This is a genomic window from Acidovorax sp. FG42 (assembly GCF_057809195.1).
Genome location: NZ_JBMDJM010000002.1, coordinates 100645 through 117596 on the forward strand (window position 1 = coordinate 100645; position 16952 = coordinate 117596).

The 16952-nt window shown below is 65.8% G+C and carries 16 protein-coding genes and 1 pseudogene; 12 read left to right on the plus strand and 5 right to left on the minus strand.

Annotated elements, in window-relative coordinates; translation table 11 throughout:
• Positions 1-76: 76 nt before the first annotated feature.
• The 5 genes from ACODSM_RS03020 (at position 77) to ACODSM_RS03040 (ending at position 3882) form a co-directional block, all read left to right on the plus strand.
• A complete protein-coding gene (locus ACODSM_RS03020) occupies positions 77-652 on the plus strand; it encodes an RNA polymerase sigma factor (RefSeq protein ID WP_488804289.1) in 576 nt (191 codons plus the stop codon).
• Positions 653-659: 7 nt separating this feature from the next.
• On the plus strand, positions 660-1451 hold the full coding sequence (locus ACODSM_RS03025) for an anti-sigma factor (RefSeq protein ID WP_488804290.1): 792 nt from the start codon (positions 660-662) through the stop codon (positions 1449-1451).
• Between the two features lie 236 nt (positions 1452-1687).
• Positions 1688-2626: a DUF3034 family protein gene (locus ACODSM_RS03030; RefSeq protein ID WP_488804291.1), complete on the plus strand. Its 939-nt coding sequence runs from the start codon at positions 1688-1690 to the stop codon at positions 2624-2626.
• Between the two features lie 10 nt (positions 2627-2636).
• Entirely contained in the window at positions 2637-3113 is a 477-nt protein-coding gene (locus ACODSM_RS03035; RefSeq protein ID WP_488804292.1) for a group I truncated hemoglobin, read from the plus strand.
• Between the two features lie 79 nt (positions 3114-3192).
• A complete protein-coding gene (locus ACODSM_RS03040) occupies positions 3193-3882 on the plus strand; it encodes a cupredoxin domain-containing protein (RefSeq protein ID WP_121943463.1) in 690 nt (229 codons plus the stop codon).
• Between the two features lie 147 nt (positions 3883-4029).
• On the opposite strand, the gene ACODSM_RS03045 is transcribed toward ACODSM_RS03040, so the two are convergent.
• From ACODSM_RS03045 to ACODSM_RS03055, 3 genes and pseudogenes are all read right to left on the minus strand, one after another.
• Entirely contained in the window at positions 4030-5013 is a 984-nt protein-coding gene (locus ACODSM_RS03045) for a c-type cytochrome (protein WP_291441447.1), read from the minus strand.
• 215 nt (positions 5014-5228) lie between these two features.
• Positions 5229-5339: pseudogene (locus tag ACODSM_RS03050) on the minus strand (ABC transporter substrate-binding protein); the annotation flags it as partial.
• A gap of 169 nt (positions 5340-5508) precedes the next feature.
• Positions 5509-6195 carry a DUF4336 domain-containing protein gene (locus ACODSM_RS03055; RefSeq protein WP_488804293.1) on the minus strand — a complete coding sequence of 229 codons (687 nt, stop codon included), beginning with the start codon at positions 6193-6195 and terminating at the stop codon, positions 5509-5511.
• A 319-nt stretch (positions 6196-6514) separates the two neighbouring features.
• Between ACODSM_RS03055 and ACODSM_RS03060 the strand changes: the two genes are divergently transcribed.
• Entirely contained in the window at positions 6515-6934 is a 420-nt protein-coding gene (locus tag ACODSM_RS03060; protein WP_488804294.1) for an ankyrin repeat domain-containing protein, read from the plus strand.
• 108 nt (positions 6935-7042) lie between these two features.
• Here ACODSM_RS03060 and ACODSM_RS03065 read toward each other — a convergent pair whose 3' ends face one another.
• A complete protein-coding gene (locus ACODSM_RS03065) occupies positions 7043-7954 on the minus strand; it encodes a LysR family transcriptional regulator (protein WP_488804295.1) in 912 nt (303 codons plus the stop codon).
• 256 nt (positions 7955-8210) lie between these two features.
• On the opposite strand from ACODSM_RS03065, the gene amaB reads away from it, so the two are divergent.
• The 5 genes from amaB to ACODSM_RS03090 all read left to right on the plus strand — a co-directional run bounded on the left by amaB (position 8211) and on the right by ACODSM_RS03090 (position 14909).
• The gene (gene amaB, locus ACODSM_RS03070; RefSeq protein WP_488804296.1) at positions 8211-9758 is read left to right on the plus strand and encodes an L-piperidine-6-carboxylate dehydrogenase; all 1548 of its coding nucleotides are present in this window, start codon (positions 8211-8213) and stop codon (positions 9756-9758) included.
• A 23-nt stretch (positions 9759-9781) separates the two neighbouring features.
• Positions 9782-10978, plus strand: a complete 1197-nt coding sequence (locus tag ACODSM_RS03075; RefSeq protein WP_488804297.1) for an NAD(P)/FAD-dependent oxidoreductase — start codon at positions 9782-9784, stop codon at positions 10976-10978.
• A gap of 76 nt (positions 10979-11054) precedes the next feature.
• Positions 11055-11972 carry an amino acid ABC transporter substrate-binding protein gene (locus ACODSM_RS03080; RefSeq protein WP_488804298.1) on the plus strand — a complete coding sequence of 306 codons (918 nt, stop codon included), beginning with the start codon at positions 11055-11057 and terminating at the stop codon, positions 11970-11972.
• Complete coding sequence (locus ACODSM_RS03085) at positions 11969-13195, plus strand: pyridoxal phosphate-dependent aminotransferase (protein WP_488804299.1); 1227 nt, start codon at positions 11969-11971, stop codon at positions 13193-13195. Before ACODSM_RS03080 ends, ACODSM_RS03085 begins: the two co-directional genes overlap by 4 nt.
• A gap of 28 nt (positions 13196-13223) precedes the next feature.
• The gene (locus ACODSM_RS03090; protein ID WP_488804300.1) at positions 13224-14909 is read left to right on the plus strand and encodes a thiamine pyrophosphate-binding protein; all 1686 of its coding nucleotides are present in this window, start codon (positions 13224-13226) and stop codon (positions 14907-14909) included.
• A 31-nt stretch (positions 14910-14940) separates the two neighbouring features.
• On the opposite strand, the gene ACODSM_RS03095 is transcribed toward ACODSM_RS03090, so the two are convergent.
• Positions 14941-15822, minus strand: a complete 882-nt coding sequence (locus ACODSM_RS03095) for a LysR family transcriptional regulator (protein ID WP_291441476.1) — start codon at positions 15820-15822, stop codon at positions 14941-14943.
• A gap of 135 nt (positions 15823-15957) precedes the next feature.
• Between ACODSM_RS03095 and ACODSM_RS03100 the strand changes: the two genes are divergently transcribed.
• Entirely contained in the window at positions 15958-16905 is a 948-nt protein-coding gene (locus ACODSM_RS03100) for a DMT family transporter (protein ID WP_488804301.1), read from the plus strand.
• Positions 16906-16952: the final 47 nt, after the last annotated feature.

Genomic DNA, 16952 nt, shown 5'->3' on the forward strand with positions numbered 1-16952 from the left:
TGCCCGCAGTGGCGTATTCACACACAGCAAAGCCCCGCAGGCACCTCCCACCCAACCAATCCCCGAGAATGGGCGCATGAGCACCCTCCACCCAGACAGTGAACTGATGGACCTCCTAGACCGCATCGCCGCGCAGGACGACTCCGCGCTGAAAAAGCTGTACGAGCGCACCGCGTCGCAGCTTTTTGGCCTGGCCCTGCGCATCGTCCGCAACCGCGACGCGGCGGAGGATGTGCTGCAGGAGGCGTTTTTGACCATCTGGCGTGGCGCGGGCAGCTACCGTGCATCGCTGAGTCCGCCCATGGCGTGGATGGGTTTGATCGTGCGCAGCCGGGCGCTGGATGCCCTGCGCAAGCGCACCACCGACCGGTCCGATCTGATGAACGAGCTGGATGACGAGATGGCGCAGACGCTGGAGGGCGACATGCCCAACCCCATGGACGTCGCCGATGCCAGCGAGCAGGCCTTTGCGCTGCACCACTGCCTGGGAAAGCTCGATCACAAACAGCGCGAGGTAGTAAGCCTGGCCTACCTGCGCGACCAGAGCCACGGCGAGCTGGCCGAGCAACTCAAGCTGCCGCTGGGCACCGTCAAGACCTGGATCCGCCGGGGCCTGGAACAGCTGCGCACCTGCATGGCGCGTTTTGCGTGAGGTTGCCATGAACATTACCCGACACCCCGAACTGCTCGACCGCCTGGCTGCCAGCTACGCCCTGGGCACACTGCGCGGCGGCGCCCGCCGCCGATTTGAAAGCCTGGCCCGCGAACACGCCACCGTGCGCGCTGCCGCGCTGGTGTGGCAGACCCGCTGGTCAGGCCTGACCGAGCTGCAACCGCATGCGCCGCCGTCGCCCGCCGTCTGGACGCGTATTGACAACCTGGTGCGGGCTGGCCAGCTGGAGCAGGCCATGCTGGCTGCCCGGCAGGCCGCGCCCGCCCAGGCCCCCGGCGGCTGGTGGCGCAACCTGCTGGTGTGGCGCGGTGCGGCCGCTGCGGGGGCCATCGCCACACTGGCGGCGGTGGTGGTGGGCGTGCAGGTCAACGGGGGCTTGCGTGCCACCACCGGTGCGCAGATTGCCGCGCTGCAGCAGCAACTGCAGGCCACACCCCAGATCCAGTACGTGGCCGTGCTGGCGGACGACAAGGCAGCCGCCTCCATGCTGGTCACCTTTGACCCCAAGAACAACCAGCTGGTGCTGCAACGCGTGGGCGGTTTTCAGGAGGGGGCGGACAAGTCGCTGCAGTTGTGGGCACTGCCACCGGCGGGCGGGCCACGCTCGCTGGGGGTGTTGGGCCAGGACAAGTTGCTCAAGCTGGCCGCCGGCGAGGCCGATGTGCGCCAGGTGCCCGCCTTGGCCATCAGCCTGGAGCCCAAGGGCGGCGTGCCCAGCGAGACGGGGCCCACCGGGCCGGTGCTGTTCAAGGGCGAGCTGATCCAGCGGATGCTGTAAGAGCAGCTGACAAAACTCCCCTGGCGTCGTTGTCTCGCCTTGTCGTACTACTCGTATTGCCTGCGGCGAAACGCCTAGCCAGGGCCGCTTCGCTGATTTTTGTGAGCCGCTCTGGGCACCTGCGCAGCGGTTTGCTACCGCCGCGCAACATTTTTGGAAATTCGTGAATCCGCCGGGCACCCGGGGGCGTATCCAGATGGCAACATCTCATTACATCCCACCCCCTGGAGACCACGATGACCCACAGGCCCCCCTTTCCCCTCCTGGCTGCCGCCGCGCTGACCCTGGTCAGCGGCCTGGCCCAGGCCGATACCGGCAAGCTGCTGCTCACCGGTGGCGTCAGCACCATCGCTGGGTCGGCCGGTGGCGGGCTGACTCCCTGGGCGGTGATTGGCAGCAACGCCACCGAGGGCGAGGTGGGCGTCAGCGCCTATGCCACCCGCGCGGCCACGCAGGACTACAGCCTGAACGGCTATGGCGTGGCCCTGGGCCTGCACGACCGCCTGGAGCTGTCGCTGGCGCGGCAGGACTTTGATGCCTCGCCCGCCATCGCGCTCAACGGCATTGCGCCGTTTGGCGTGACGCCGGGCCAGCACATCAAGATGGACGTGCTGGGCATCAAGCTCAAGGTGGCGGGCGACGCGGTGCTCAACAGCGACAGCTGGATGCCCCAGATTGCGGTGGGGCTGGAGCACAAGCAGGTGCACCCGGGCTCCATCAGGTCGGTGCTGGACTTTCTGGGCACCAAAACCAGCGGCACTGATGTGTACGTGAGCGCCACCAAGCTGCTGCTGGCGCAAAGCGTGCTGGTCAACGGCACGCTGCGCTACACCAACGCCAACCAGAACGGCCTGCTGGGCTTTGGCTCGGCCGCGCCCGGCAAGAACAGCCGCAGCCTGCAGCCCGAGTTCTCGGTGGCGTACCTGATCAACAAGAACCTGGCGGTGGGCGCCGAATACCGCTTCAAGCCCAACAACCTGCAGGCGCTGGGCGCTGCGGCCGGCCTGGGTGCTGCGCTGCGCGAAGACGACTGGAAGGACATCTTTGTGGCCTGGGCGCCCAGCAAGAACGTGTCGCTCACGTTGGCCTATGTGGACCTGGGCCGCATCGTGCCCGGCATCACCCAAAACCGCCGCCAGACGGGCTACTACCTGTCGGCCCAAGTCGCCTTCTGAGGACATTGTCATGACGCACTCCAAAACCCTCATCGCCCTGGCCGTCTCCCTGGGCGGCTTGCTTGCTGCCCCGGCCTTTGCGCAGACCGCTGCGGCTCCGGTGGCGGCCACTGCCGCTCCTGTAGCTCCTGCAGGCCTGTACCAGGCCCTGGGCGAAAAGCCGGGCATCACCCGCCTGGTGGACGATTTTGTGAACCGCGTGGTCAAGGACCCGCGCATTGGCGGCCACTTCAAGGACACCAAACCGGCCGCCCTCAAGGAGAGCCTGACCGACCAGTTCTGCCAGTTGAGCGGTGGCCCTTGCAAATATGAAGGCGCTGACATGAAATCGGCCCATGCCGACATGGACATCAACAAGGGCCATTTCAACGCCCTGGTGGAGGTGCTGCAAAGCGCCATGGACGCCCAAGGCATACCGTTCGCTCAACAAAACCGCCTGCTGGCCTTGTTGGCGCCCATGCACCGCGATGTGATCACCAAACACTAAGACGATGAAAAATGCTATTTTTTTCATAGCTGCCAGCGCAATATTCACTAGCGCTTGGGCCGGAAATGTCCAAATCCAGGTGCTGGACCGCGACGGCAAGCCCGTGCCCGACGCCGTGGTGGTGGTGTACCCCAGCGCCACCACCGCTGCGGCCCCCAGCCTGCTGCAGCTCAGTCCCACCATCGAGCAGGAGCGCATGCGGTTTGTGCCTGCCGTCACGGTGGTCATGCCCGGCTCCACCGTGCGGTTCACTAACCAGGACCGCTGGGATCACCATGTACGCGGCAACCCCACGGGGGCGTCCGCCGCGGCAGCACCGGCTGCGGCCAGTTCCAACTTCGAGCTGCGCCTGGCGGGCAAGGCCGATGGCAAGCCTGCCAACTTTGCCGATGTGAAGCTGGATACGCCCGGCGTGGTGCTGCTGGGCTGCCATCTGCATGGCTCCATGCGCGGCCATGTGTTTGTGACCGATTCGGCCTGGACGCTCAAGACCGACAGCGACGGCATCGCCCGTTTTGCCAGCGTGCCCGATGGTGCCGCGCAAGTGCGCGTGTGGCATGCCGAACAACTGGTGGACCTGCCGCGCAAGGCGCTGAATGTGGTGCCCGGCCCGGTGCTGGATACCGTGCAGCTCAGCGTGGTGCCCCGCGTGCGGCGTGCGCCCCCGGCTGCGCCCGCAGGCCCCGGCAACACCCCGGGCGGGCCCATGGGGTCGTACAGCCTGGCCCCTGTTTCTGCTCACCCAGCCCATCAGCACCCCGGCAGCTGACCCGCCACACCAGCGGGTGGTCCACCGGGGGCGGGCCAGCAGGGCAGTCATTTATGAATGGGCGGAGTGCTTCGCCCTTTCTTCGTCTGAGACTTTGAACAGGTTCTGATGGGCCGCCCTGCTGCAGGGCACACTGAGGTTCCGAGGTCAGCCAGGCAGCTTGAGTCCGCCGGGCCCGGAGGGGACGGTGTTGGCACTGCTCTTCTGGCCGCCGGCCGTGGTGCTGCCCACCTCCTGCTTCACGCTGCCCGGGGGCGCGTTCAGGTACAGGTACAGCGCCTGCGCATCCACATCGCTCAACTGACCCAGCGACTCGAAGGGCATGACCTGGATGGGCGTTCCGTCCGGTCGTTTGCCGGTGCGCAGCATGGACACAAAACTGGCAGCGTTGGGATAGCGGGCCAGGGCGGTACCCGCAGAGTGTGTTCCAGGACGGATGTCTGCGGCCGCAGGCCAGTCGGGTGGCGCGCCCGGAATCTTGCCGCCCGACAGGTCGGCACCATGGCAGCCGATGCACATGTTGGCCACGTATTGGCCATTGGCCAACGTTACGCCAGCAGCGGTGGGGCGCGAGGGCGCCAACTGGTGGTCAATGCGCGAGGCCGCGTCAGGAATCGCACCCAGCCCATACAGCACCCAGGCAGGGTGCGGGAGATCGATCACGGCCTGCGCGCCTTCCTTCGGCGGGAACTGGCGTACGTACGACACCAGGGCGTTCAGGTCCTCGTTGGTGAAGCGGTTGTAGTCCTCGCTGGGCATGACCAGCACGGGGCGGCCGTTGGGCTTGACGCCATGGCGGATCACGCTGTTCCAGTCCTCGGGCTGGTAGCGTGCCACCACGCCAGCGGGGGTGATGTTGGGCCCCACGATGCGCGTGCCCTTGCCATCGTTGACGAACTCGCGGCCCGTGCCTTGTGCGCCGTGGCAGTCGGTGCAGCCGCGCGATGCGTACAGATAGCGTCCGCGCTCGATGGTCTGCGCATCGGTGGTGTAGGCCACGGGGCGGGGTTTGATGTCGATGTAGCGGTTGCGCTTTTGCTCGGCCAGGTACAGGCCGCTGGCGGCGGTGGCGACAACGATCACGCCCAGCAGCAGCGCGCTGCCTGCGGTCCATTTGATCCAGCGTTTCATGGTGGTATCCCTCTTCTTCGAATGTGGGCGGACTGGCTGAAAGGATCAGCATGTCCAGGCGCCGGATTCTGAAGTCGAAGCAGGGGTTTGTGACACCCCACCACCGCAGGGGACAGCGGGGCAGGTGACATTTGTCACAAACGGCCCGCCGGTGTGAGCAGGTGTAGCCCGCTCACACGCTCGCCACGTTCTCTCAACGCTCTTTCAACGTCCTGTCAGCGCTCGATGGTTTTGTTCCAGCGTGCATTCCACGCGGGGCGGTTCGCGTTCACGCTGTCCCAGTCCAGGGTCACGGCGTTTTTCATCCACTGGCTGATCTGTGCGACCGTAAGCGCCGTAAATGTCGCTGGGGGCCCTGACAGTTTGATGCTAGCGCGGCTTTTGGCGAGTGCTGGACTGGGCTGCCTGCTCCGACATCTCTGAGCGAATGGGGTGATAGGCAGTGGGGCTCGGAGTGGCACTGTGGATGGGTGTTTGTGTGGTCGGTTGTTCTTCTCAAAGCATCGCAAATGCCCGTGTGACCTGCGCATAGGCATCTGTGTCCACCACCTGGTTATGGGCCGTCACGACACGCTCAAAGGGCCAGCGCAGCACGCGCTCTGCACTGCGGGCTGCGGCACGACGGTCACGCACCAGCGCGCGCACTGTGAGCGGAACCGCCAGTTGGCGCCGCACCCCGGTCAGCGTGGCATAGGCACGCGTGGACCAAGGCAGGTCCCCCGCCATCCACTGCAGCTGGTCTGTCACGATGAGCGTGGCGGAAGGGCGGTGGAACCATACCGACTCATTGCCTGCAGGAATGCCCTCAAAAGCCAGGTGCTCCAGGTCTGGCAGCCATTCGGGCACATCGCCTGAGGGCAGATCGTGCAGCCTGGCTGCCAGGTCTGGCCGCTTCTGAGCCAGGCCCTTGGGGCCATACACCCTGGCGTTCGGGAAGGTCTGGGCGCAAGGCGCCAGAAACAGGTGGTGCATCTTGTTCGGTGCCACGATGAAAGCCACCGTGCCAAGTGCCTGCAGCTGCTCCAGCAGTGCACTGCCTGGGGGCATTGGAATCGGTGAGTGGACCAGAAGCTGCTCTCCTGGCAGCCGCACCACCGTCATGCGGGTGGTGAGGGGAAGTCCGTTGGCCTTGAAGGCGTGGGTGGCGTGCCAGAGATGGGTGTCGAGGGATTCAAGTTGCATGGCGCAGGAGGATGCCCTGGCCTGGGGTCGGCGTCTTGAACGAATTCGACATGGAACAGAATCTTGCCGCGTGGTTGGACGCTTTGGAGCGCATCAATTTCCAAAGCAGATGCGGGCTACGTAGCTGCTTCTTCGAACGCTATAGTTCGCTGGGTTGAAATTCCGGGGTGCCATGGGATCTTGGCCTTCGCCATTCGCGCAACGCTTCACATATGCAAACCCATGTCGTCAGCCATCTCCAGGAGGTATCGATGTCCAGCGTCTTCAGAACGGCCCCTTCCATCCTCGATGGTTCTGGAATGCAAGTGATGGAGAGGCAATGACGCGCAAAAGTCCGAAGAAGAACGAACGCTCTGGCGTGGATCGAATGGGGCGAACCGAACTTCACTACGCGGCTCTGGAGGCTGACTTGTCGAAGGTGAAAGAACTTCTTTTGGCCAGCGCGGACCCCAATGCGTCTGATGACAATGGCTTGACCCCCTTGCACTTCGCCGCGCAGTCCAACAGCTGCGCCGTCACAGCGGCCTTGATATTGGCGGGAGCGAGCGTGGACTCTGTTGATGCCAATGGAAATACACCTCTTTCAGATGCTGTTTTTCATTCGGACGGCAACGGCGATTTGATCAAGTTGTTGCTTCGCTCTGGGGCTGACAGAAACAAAGAGAACAACTACGGTATCTCTCCTTTGGAGCTTGCGAAGTCGATTGACAATTTCGACCTGGTGCAGTTTTTTTACTAGCCTTCAGGCATCGTCAGGCACTTGGGTCATCCCTAGGCAGCACATGCTCCCTGCGCACTTCCTCAAGCGCCTGAGCACGGGTGCCCTTCTGCTTCAGCGGTGAGCGTTTCACCCCTGCCTCTGCCCTGCGCACTCCCCCACCAGCCAGTCCCTGAACGCCTTTACCAGCGGCGTCTGTGCCCGCGCCTCGGGGTACACCAGGTAGTACGCATCGGTGCTCGTCAGCACCTGGTCTGACAGCTCCACTAGGCTGCCTGCCGCCAGCTCCTGCTCGATCAAGAAGCGCGGCAGCAGCGCCGCGCCCAGGTGCGATACGGCGGCTTGCGCAATCATGGCGAAGTGCTCCGACTGGGGGCCGCGCAGGGCCAGGGCGGTGGGCGCTCCCACCAGCTCAAACCATTCGGCCCATTGGGTGGGGCGGGTGCTTTGCTGCAGCAGCACCACGCGCGTCAGGTCCTGCGGGGTGTGGATGTGGTGGCGGTCGCGGTAGGTGGGGCTGCATACGGGCACGGTTTCTTCGTGCATCAGGTATTCGCACACGGCGCCCGCCCAGTGCGGGGTGCCGAAGTGGATGGCGGCGTCAAACGGCGTGCCCGCAAAGTCAAACGGTTCGGTTCGGGCAGAGAAGTTGACCATGGCCTCGGGGTGTAGTGCCATGAAGCCACCCAGGCGCGGGATGAGCCAGCGGGTGCCCAGCGTGGGCAGCACGGCCAGGTTGAGCAGGCCGTCGGTGCTGGAGAACGCCATGGCTTTCTGCGTGCTGGCCGACAGCTGCTGCAGCACGTTTTGCACATCAGCCGCATAGACGCGGCCCGCGTCGGTCAGCACCACACGCTGGCGCACGCGGTGGAAGAGGGCGGTGCCGATCTGCTCTTCCAACTGGCGGATCTGGCGCGACACGGCGCTTTGGGTGAGGTGCAGCTCCTCGGCCGCGCGCGACACGCTTTGGTGGCGGGCTGCCGCCTCAAAGGCCAGCAGGTCGGCGGTGGAGGGCAGGAAGGCGCGGCGCAGCAGGGTCATGTGGGGCAGTGGTGAGGATCATGCGCGGGGGGAATGAGCAGCGTGCGCGGCCCATGCACTGTTTTGGCTCGCAGCGCTACTGCATCAAGCGCTAGCAGCTCTGCAATTTTCAGGCACTTCATGCTGATTTGTGATCAAGTAGTTCCAATTTTTTGCTATCCAGCACGGCGCGATTGGCGGATATTGGCGCATTCATTGCGTGTGTTCTTCCACGCTGTTGCCATCTCTCTGCCTCCATTCACCTTTGCGAGTCGCCATGTCTGCCACCCCTGCCGCCACCCCTGTTGTCACACCGCTCTTGTCTGAAGTCGATCAACTGCTGCAACGCCTGGGCGTGCCCCGCGCTGCCTACACCGGCGGTACGCTGGCGGCGCGTTCGCCCATCACGGGCGAGGTGCTGGCCCAGGTGCCACAGCAAAGCGCGGCCGACGCCACGGCCGCCATCGGCCGCGCGCATGCGGCCTTTTTGGCGTGGCGCAATGTGCCCGCACCGCGCCGGGGCGAGCTGGTGCGCCTGTTGGGCGAAGAGCTGCGCGCCGCCAAGGCCGACCTGGGCCTGCTGGTGACCATCGAGGCGGGCAAGATCCCGTCCGAAGGCCTGGGCGAGGTGCAGGAGATGATCGACATCTGCGACTTTGCCGTGGGCCTGTCGCGCCAGCTGTACGGCCTGACCATCGCCACCGAGCGCCCCGGCCACCGCATGATGGAAACCTGGCACCCGCTGGGTGTGTGCGGCGTGATCTCGGCCTTCAACTTCCCCGTGGCCGTGTGGTCGTGGAACGCCGCGCTGGCGCTGGTGTGCGGTGATTCGGTGGTGTGGAAGCCTTCGGAAAAGACGCCACTCACCGCCCTGGCCACGCACGCCATCGCACAGCGTGCCATTGCACGCTTTGGCGCCGATGCCCCCGAAGGCCTGCTGGAGCTGATCGTGGGCCAGCGCGACATTGGCGAGGTGCTGGTGGACGACGCCCGCGTGCCCGTGCTGTCGGCCACCGGCTCCACCGCCATGGGCCGCGCAGTGGGCCCGCGCCTGGCAGCGCGGTTTGCGCGCGGCATTCTGGAACTGGGCGGCAACAACGCGGCCATCGTGGCGCCCACGGCCGACCTGAACCTGGCCCTGCGTGGCATTGCATTTGCCGCCATGGGTACGGCGGGCCAGCGCTGCACCACGCTGCGCCGCCTGTTTGTGCACGAAAGCATTTACGACCAGCTGGTGCCCCAGCTCGCCAAGGTGTACGCCAACGTGCAGGTGGGCAACCCGCGCACCGCTGGCACGCTGGTGGGCCCGCTGATCGACCGCATGGCCTTTGACGGCATGCAAAAGGCGCTGGAGCAAAGCCGCGCACTGGGCGCTACGGTGCACGGCGGCGGCCGTGTGGAGGGCGTTGGCGGTGCGGACGCGTACTACGTGCGCCCTGCGCTGGTGGAGCTGCAAAAGCACGAAGGCCCCGCGCTGCACGAAACCTTTGCGCCCATCCTGTACGTTGTGCGGTACAGCAGCATCGACGAAGCCATTGCCATGAACAACGCCGTGGGCGCGGGCCTGTCGTCGTCCATCTTCACGCTCAATGTGCGCGAGGCCGAGCAGTTCATGTCAGCCGCCGGTTCGGACTGTGGCATCGCCAATGTCAACATCGGCCCCAGCGGCGCCGAGATTGGCGGAGCGTTTGGCGGCGAGAAGGAAACCGGCGGTGGCCGCGAGGCGGGATCGGACAGCTGGAAGGCCTACATGCGCCGGGCGACGAACACCATCAACTACTCCACCGCTTTGCCGCTGGCGCAGGGCGTGACGTTTGACGTGTAAGCCACGCGCTGCTGGCCCCGTTCATGTCCATCGCTAAGGCTTCACACCCCATCGTCATCATTGGCGGTGGTGTCATCGGCAGTGCCATTGCGTACTTCCTCACGCTGCAGCAACCGGGCTGCGAGGTGGTGGTGGTCGAGCGCGATCCGACGTACGCGCGTGCATCGTCCGCGCTGTCGGCCAGCTCGATCCGCCAGCAGTTTTCTACCGACATCAACATCCAGATCTCGGCGTTTGGCATCGGCTTCTTGCGCAACGTCGGCACGCTGTTGGCGTGCCATGGCGATGTGCCCGACATTGGTCTGCACGAAGGCGGCTATCTGTACCTGGCCACGCAGGCAGGCGAGGCCACGCTGCGCGAAAACCATGCACTGCAGAAGCAGCATGGCGCCGATGTCGCGCTGCTGAGTCCGCAGCAACTGGCCGAGCGCTTTCCGTGGCTGGCGTTGCAGGATGTGGTGTTGGGCTCGCTGGGCCTGTCGGGCGAAGGTTGGTTCGATGGCTACCTGCTGCTCACGGCCTTGCGCAAAAAAGCGCAAAGCCAGGGTGTGCGCTACGTGGCTGATGAAGCCGTGGGGCTGGACACGGTGAGTAGCGATGGCGTGCTGCACGTGAACGCGGTGCGCCTGCAAAGCGGCACTGTGCTGCCCTGCCGCTATGCCGTGAATGCCGGTGGCCCTTGGGCTGCAGCGATTGCAGGCTGGGCGGGCATCGATCTGCCCGTGGTGGGCAAGCGCCGCACGGTGTTCAACCTGGCCAGCCCCGCCGCGCTGCCGGGCTGCCCCCTGCTCATCGACACCAGCGGCATCTGGCTGCGGCCCGAGGGCAAAGGTTTTATCTGCGGCTTTGCGCCTGAGGCCGACAACGACGCCGACTTTGCCCCGCTGGAGCCCGAGTACGACGCGTTTGACCACCACATCTGGCCCACCCTGGCCGAGCGCATTCCCGGCTTTGAGGCACTGCGCATGCAGGGCGCCTGGGCGGGCTACTACGAGATGAACACCTTCGACCACAACGCCATCGTGGGCCTGCACCCGGCGTGCGACAACCTGGTGTTTGCCAACGGTTTTTCGGGCCACGGCCTGCAGCAGTGCCCCGCTGTGGGCCGGGGCGTGGCCGAGCTGTTGCTCACGGGCAGCTACCAAAGCCTGGACCTGTCGCCGCTGTCCATCGAACGCATTGCGCGCAATGCGCCGCTGCTCGAAAAGAACGTGATCTGAGCGTCATCCCGGCCGCCCGATTTTTCTCTCACCGATTCATTCACCTGCCAACCACAACACACACGGAGACAACGACATGGCAATTTCCCGCAAGACCTTCACTGCGCTCGCTGCAGGCCTGGCCCTGGCCTGCATGGCCACGGCCCCCGCGTTGGCGCAGACGGTCACCCAGCCCACGCTGGAGAAGATCAAGTCCAGCGGCAAGGCCGTGCTGGGCGTGCGCGAAACCTCGCCGCCCATGGCCTACGCGCTGGGCGCGAATGAAAAATACGTGGGCTACCACGTCGAGCTGTGCGAGCGCGTGCTCAAGGAGATCGCGCCCGACGCCAAGCTCGAATACATGGCCGTGACGGCGCAGAACACGCTGCCGCTGGTGCAGAACGGCACGTTGGATATCGGCTGCGGCCCCACCACCAACAACACCGCGCGCCAGCAGCAGGTGGCCTTTGCGGTGACCACCTACGTGAGCGAAGTGCGCATGGCGGTGCGCAAGGATTCGGACCTGAAGTCCATCAGCCAGCTTGCAGGCCGCACCATTGCCGCATCCACCGGCACCACCGCCGTGCAACTGCTGCGCAAGCAAGAGCGCGCGCTGGGCGGCGCCCCCATCAAGACCGTGCTGGGCAAGGACCACCACGAGAGCTTCTTGCTGCTGGAGACCGGCCGTGCCGATGCCTTTGTGCTCGACGACAACCTGCTGGCCGGGATGATTGCCAACTCCAAAGACCCCTCGGCCTACCGCATCGTCGGCGAGCCGTTGGGCGCTGAGCCCATTGCACTGCTGTTCCGCAAGGACGATCCGACCTTCAAGGCCGCAGTGGACGGTGTGCTCACCAAGCTGATGCAGTCCGGCGAGATGGAAAAGATCTACACCAAGTGGTTTGTGAACCCCATTCCGCCCAAGAACATGAGCCTGAACCTGCCGCTGGGCACTACGCTGCGCCAGCTGTTTGCCACCCCCAACGACAAGCCCCTGGAAACCTACCAGCAATGAACGCTCCCATCCCCGCCACGGCCTTCCGCGCGGCCGACCGCCTGGGCGCCATCGGCGTCTCTGAAATCGTGCGCCTGACGCAAGAGGCCAACCAGCTCAAGCGCCAGGGCCAGCCCGTGATCGTGCTCGGCCTGGGCGAGCCCGACTTCGATACGCCAGCCCACATTCTGGAAGCCGCGCAGCAGGCCATGGCGCGGGGGGAGACGCACTACACGGTGCTGGATGGCACGGCAGAACTCAAGGCCGCCATCCAGCACAAGTTCAAGCATGACAACGGGCTGGACTTTGCGCTGAACGAAATCACTGCGGGTGCCGGCGCCAAACAGATCCTCTACAACGCGCTGATGGCATCGGTGAACCCGGGCGACGAAGTGATCCTGCCCGCGCCGTATTGGACTTCGTACGCCGACATGGTGCTGATTGCAGGCGGTGTACCTGTGGTCGTGCCCTGCACCGAGGCCAACGGCTTTCGCATCACGCCCCAGCAGCTGGAGGCGGCCATCACGCCGCGCACGCGCTGGGTGTTCATCAACTCGCCTTCCAACCCCAGCGGTGCGGCCTACAGCGCCGAGCAGCTGCGACCGGTGCTGGAGGTGGTGGAGCGCCACCCGCAGGTGTGGCTGCTGGCGGACGATATCTACGAACACATCCTGTACGACGGCCGCGCGTTTGCCACGCCCGCTGCGGTGTTGCCCTCGCTGCGCGAGCGCACGCTCACGGTGAACGGCGTCTCCAAGTCGTATGCCATGACGGGCTGGCGCCTGGGCTACGGCGCAGGCCCCAAGGCGCTGATTGCCGCCATGGCCGTGGTGCAGAGCCAGGCCACGTCCTGCCCCTCATCCATCAGCCAGGCGGCGGCTGTGGCGGCGCTGACGGGGCCGCAAGACGTGGTGCGCGAGCGCTGCCAAGCGTTCCAGGACCGGCGCGATCTGGTGGTGGCCGCGCTCAACGCCTCACCCGGCCTGCGCTGCCGCGTGCCCGAGGGCGCGTTCTACACCTTTGCCAGTTGCGAAGGCGTGCTGGGTCGCACCACGCCCGGCGGCATGCTGCTGCGCACCGATGCCGACTTTTGCGCGTACCTGCTGCGCGAGCACCATGTCGCCGTGGTGCCCGGCGGGGTGCTGGGGCTGGCGCCATACTTTCGCATCTCGTACGCAGCATCTACCGCCGATTTGCAAGAGGCCTGCGCTCGCATCCAGCGAGCCTGCCAGGCCTTGTTCTGAACTGAATTTCTGATCCGATACCGTTGATATGAACACGACCTCCCTCACCCCCCGCACCGGCGGCCAGATCCTGGTGCAGCAGCTCATCACCCATGGCGTGAAGCAGCTCTTTTGTGTGCCCGGCGAAAGCTACCTGGCTGTGCTTGATGCGCTGCATGACGCGGATATTGGCGTGACCGTGTGCCGCCAGGAAGGCGGTGCGGCCATGATGGCCGAGGCGCAGGGCAAGCTCACGGGCCAGCCCGGCATCTGCTTTGTGACGCGCGGGCCCGGCGCTACCAATGCCTCGGCCGGCGTGCATATTGCGCACCAGGATTCGACCCCCATGATCCTGTTTGTGGGCCAGGTGGCCCGCAACGCCATGGGGCGTGAGGCGTTTCAGGAGCTGGACTACAGCGCCGTGTTTGGCACCATGGCCAAGTGGGTGGTGCAGATTGACGACCCGGCCCGTGTGCCCGAACTGATCTCGCGCGCATTCCATGTGGCCACTTCGGGCCGCCCCGGCCCCGTGGTGGTGGCGCTGCCCGAAGACATGCTGACCGAGGCCGCCATGGTGGCTGATGCGCTGCCTTACCAAGTGACTGAAACGCACCCCGGTGCTGCGCAGATGGCCGAGCTGGCCCAGCGCCTGCAAGCCGCCCAAAGCCCCGTGGCCATCGTGGGCGGCAGCCGCTGGTCTGAGCAGGCGGTGCGCGAGTTCACCGCGTTTGCCGAAGCGTGGTCCCTTCCCGTGTACTGCTCGTTCCGCCGCCAGATGCTGTTCCCGGCCACGCACGCTTGCTACGGTGGCGACCTGGGCCTGGGCGTCAACCCCAAGCTGCTGGCGCGCATCAAGGCGTCGGACCTGGTGCTGGTGGTGGGGGGCCGCTTGTCGGAAGTGCCGTCGCAAGGCTACGAGCTGTTCAGCATTCCCACCCCGGCGCAGCCCTTGGTGCATGTGCATGCCGATGCGGACGAACTGGGCAAGCTCTACCGCCCCACACAGGCCATCCACGCCACGCCCCAGGCGTTTGCTGCGGCGCTCAATACAGTGCGGCCCACAGCGGCTGTGCCCTGGAAGGCTCATGCTGAGGCTGCCCATGCCGAATATCTGGCTTGGAGCGACACGGCACCTATCCGCATCCCCGGCAACCTGCAAATGGGCCAGGTGATGCAGCACCTCAAGGAAGTGCTGCCCGCCGACACCATCTTCTGCAACGGGGCTGGCAACTTTGCCACCTGGATTCACCGCTTCTGGCCCTTCACCACCTACGCGAGCCAGCTTGCGCCCACCAGCGGCTCCATGGGCTACGGTCTGCCCGCAGGCGTGGGCGGCAAGCGCCTGTGGCCGCAGCGCGAGGTGGTGATCTTCGCGGGCGACGGCGACTTTCTGATGCACGGCCAGGAGTTTGCGACGGCTGTGCAATACGGCCTGCCCATCATCGTGGTGCTGCTGGACAACGCCATGTACGGCACCATCCGCATGCACCAGGAACGCGAGTACCCCGGCCGCATCAGCGCCACGCAGCTCAAGAACCCTGACTTCAAGGCCTATGCCCAGGCCTTTGGTGGCCATGGTGAACGCGTGGAGCGCACGGAAGACTTTGCCCCCGCGCTGGCCCGCGCCCGCGCCAGTGGCCTGCCCAGCGTGCTGCACTGCCTGATCGATCCCGAGGCGATCACGCCCACCGGCACACTGCAGGGCATTCGCAGCGCGGCGCTCTCCAAAAAGTAGGCTCCCTTTTCGTAAGCAGGCGCTGAGGCGTTCAGCCGGTCACGCGGGCGCCGCCAGACTGCCGCAGGGTCTGCACCAGCAGATTCTGCAGGCTGTCCACCGCCTTGGAGCCGCGCGATGCGCGGCTGCGATACACGGCCACCTCCATGGGGGCCAGCGGCCCCAGGCCGTGCTCGGTGCCGAGCACCTGCAACTGCGGTGGCACGCTGCAGTGGGTTAGGGCGGCCACGGCCAGGCCGCTTTCCACCGCTGCAATTTGTCCGGCCAGGCTGGAGCTGTGATAGACCACCTTGTAGCGGCGCCCCTGCTGCGCCAGAGCGTGGATGGCGCCGCGCCGCGCCAGGCTGGCCGATTCGTACACCGCAATGGGCAGCGGGTCGCGCCTCCACAACTCGAACTGCGCAGACCCCACCCACACCATGGGCTCATGGAACAGCAACGTGCCCCGGCGTGCGTGGTCGCGCGAGATCAGGGCCAGGTCCAGGTCGCCACTGGCCACCCGCGGGATGAGGGCGGTGGACTGCTCGCAGTCCAGTTCAATCTCCACCGCGCTGTGCCGGGGCGCAAAGCGTTTGAGCACGGGCGTGAGGTAGCGCGCCGCATAGTCATCTGGCACCCCCAGCCGCACCCGGCCTGTGAGGGCGTCGCCGTTCAGGGCGTCATGTGCTTCTGCATGCAGCTCCAGAATGCGGCGGGCGTAGCCCAGCAGGGTTTCACCCTCGGGCGTGAGGTGCTGCTTGCGGGCGTCGCGCTCCAGCAGTCGGTGGCCTACGGCGTCTTCCAGCTTCTTGAGCTGCATGCTGACCGCCGACTGGGACCGGTGCACCTCGGCCGCCGCGCCGGAGAGCGAGCCTGCATCCACCACCGCCACCAGGCACTGGAGCCAGTCGAATTGCAAGTCGCGGTAGCTCATGGATTGCCCCTGTGGTGATGTATTCGAAGATCGAATGATTGATGCGTAAATTATGCGCTTTTGATTGCTGGGGCTGGCAGCCACACTGCGAGCATGCAGCAGTCGTCCTCTACCGTTTCAGGCACATCCGTCCCCGTGGTTCCCGCGTCCGCTTCCCCTGCGAGCAGCGCGCGTGGGCTGTCGTCTGCCCACCGGCTGGACGGCTGGATCGCCTTTGTGCTGGGCAACGCGCTGCTGGGCACCATCGGCGTGTTCGTGCACCAGGCGCAGGCGGCGCCATTGACGGTGACCTGGTTCCGCTGCGCTTTTGGTCTCGTGGGGCTCACGTTATGGATGGCCTGGCGCCACCGGTCATGGTCGGGACTGTGGCGGGGGCTCTGGGTGGGCTGGGCGGCTTTGCCGTGGGTGTTGCTGCTCAGCGGGCTGATGCTGGCGAGCTGGTGGCTGTTTTTCACGGCGATCCAGCAAGTGCCCACCGGGGTGGCGGTGGTGCTGTTCCATGTGCAACCATTGTGGGTATTGCTGCTGGGGGCGTGGTGGCTCAAAGAAACCGTGCCCCGGCAGCGCGTGGTGTCAGTGCTGGTCGCGATGGTGGGGCTGGTGCTGGCCACGGGCGTGGCCGGGGGGCTGTCTTCCTCAGGTGCCGGACATGCGCCTGGCTACTGGGTGGGCGTGGGCCTCTGCCTGGTCGGTGCGCTGTGCACAGCCACCGTCACCGTGGTTGCCAAGCGCCTGGGGGCGCTGCAGGTGGGCGCGCTGGCGTGGTGGCAATGCGCGCTGGGTGCGGTCGTGCTGTGGGTGGCCCCCGTGGGCCAAGGCTGGCCCGCCTGGGGCGCCTCATGGGCATGGCTGGCCGGGCTGGGGCTGATCCACACCGGCCTGGCGTACACCCTGATGTACGCAGGCATGGCCCGGCTGGCCACGGGCCGGGTGGCAGTGCTGCAGTTTGCCTACCCGACGGTCGCCATCGTGGTGGACTGGGTGTACTTTCAGCACACTTTGGGCGGTTGGCAGCTGGGGGGGATGGTGCTGATGCTGGGGGCCATCGGGGCCGGGGAGCGCAATGCGCGGCGCAATCGCTAATCATCCGCCTTCGGCGGGAGTGCACCGCCCGCACAATATCGGGTGTG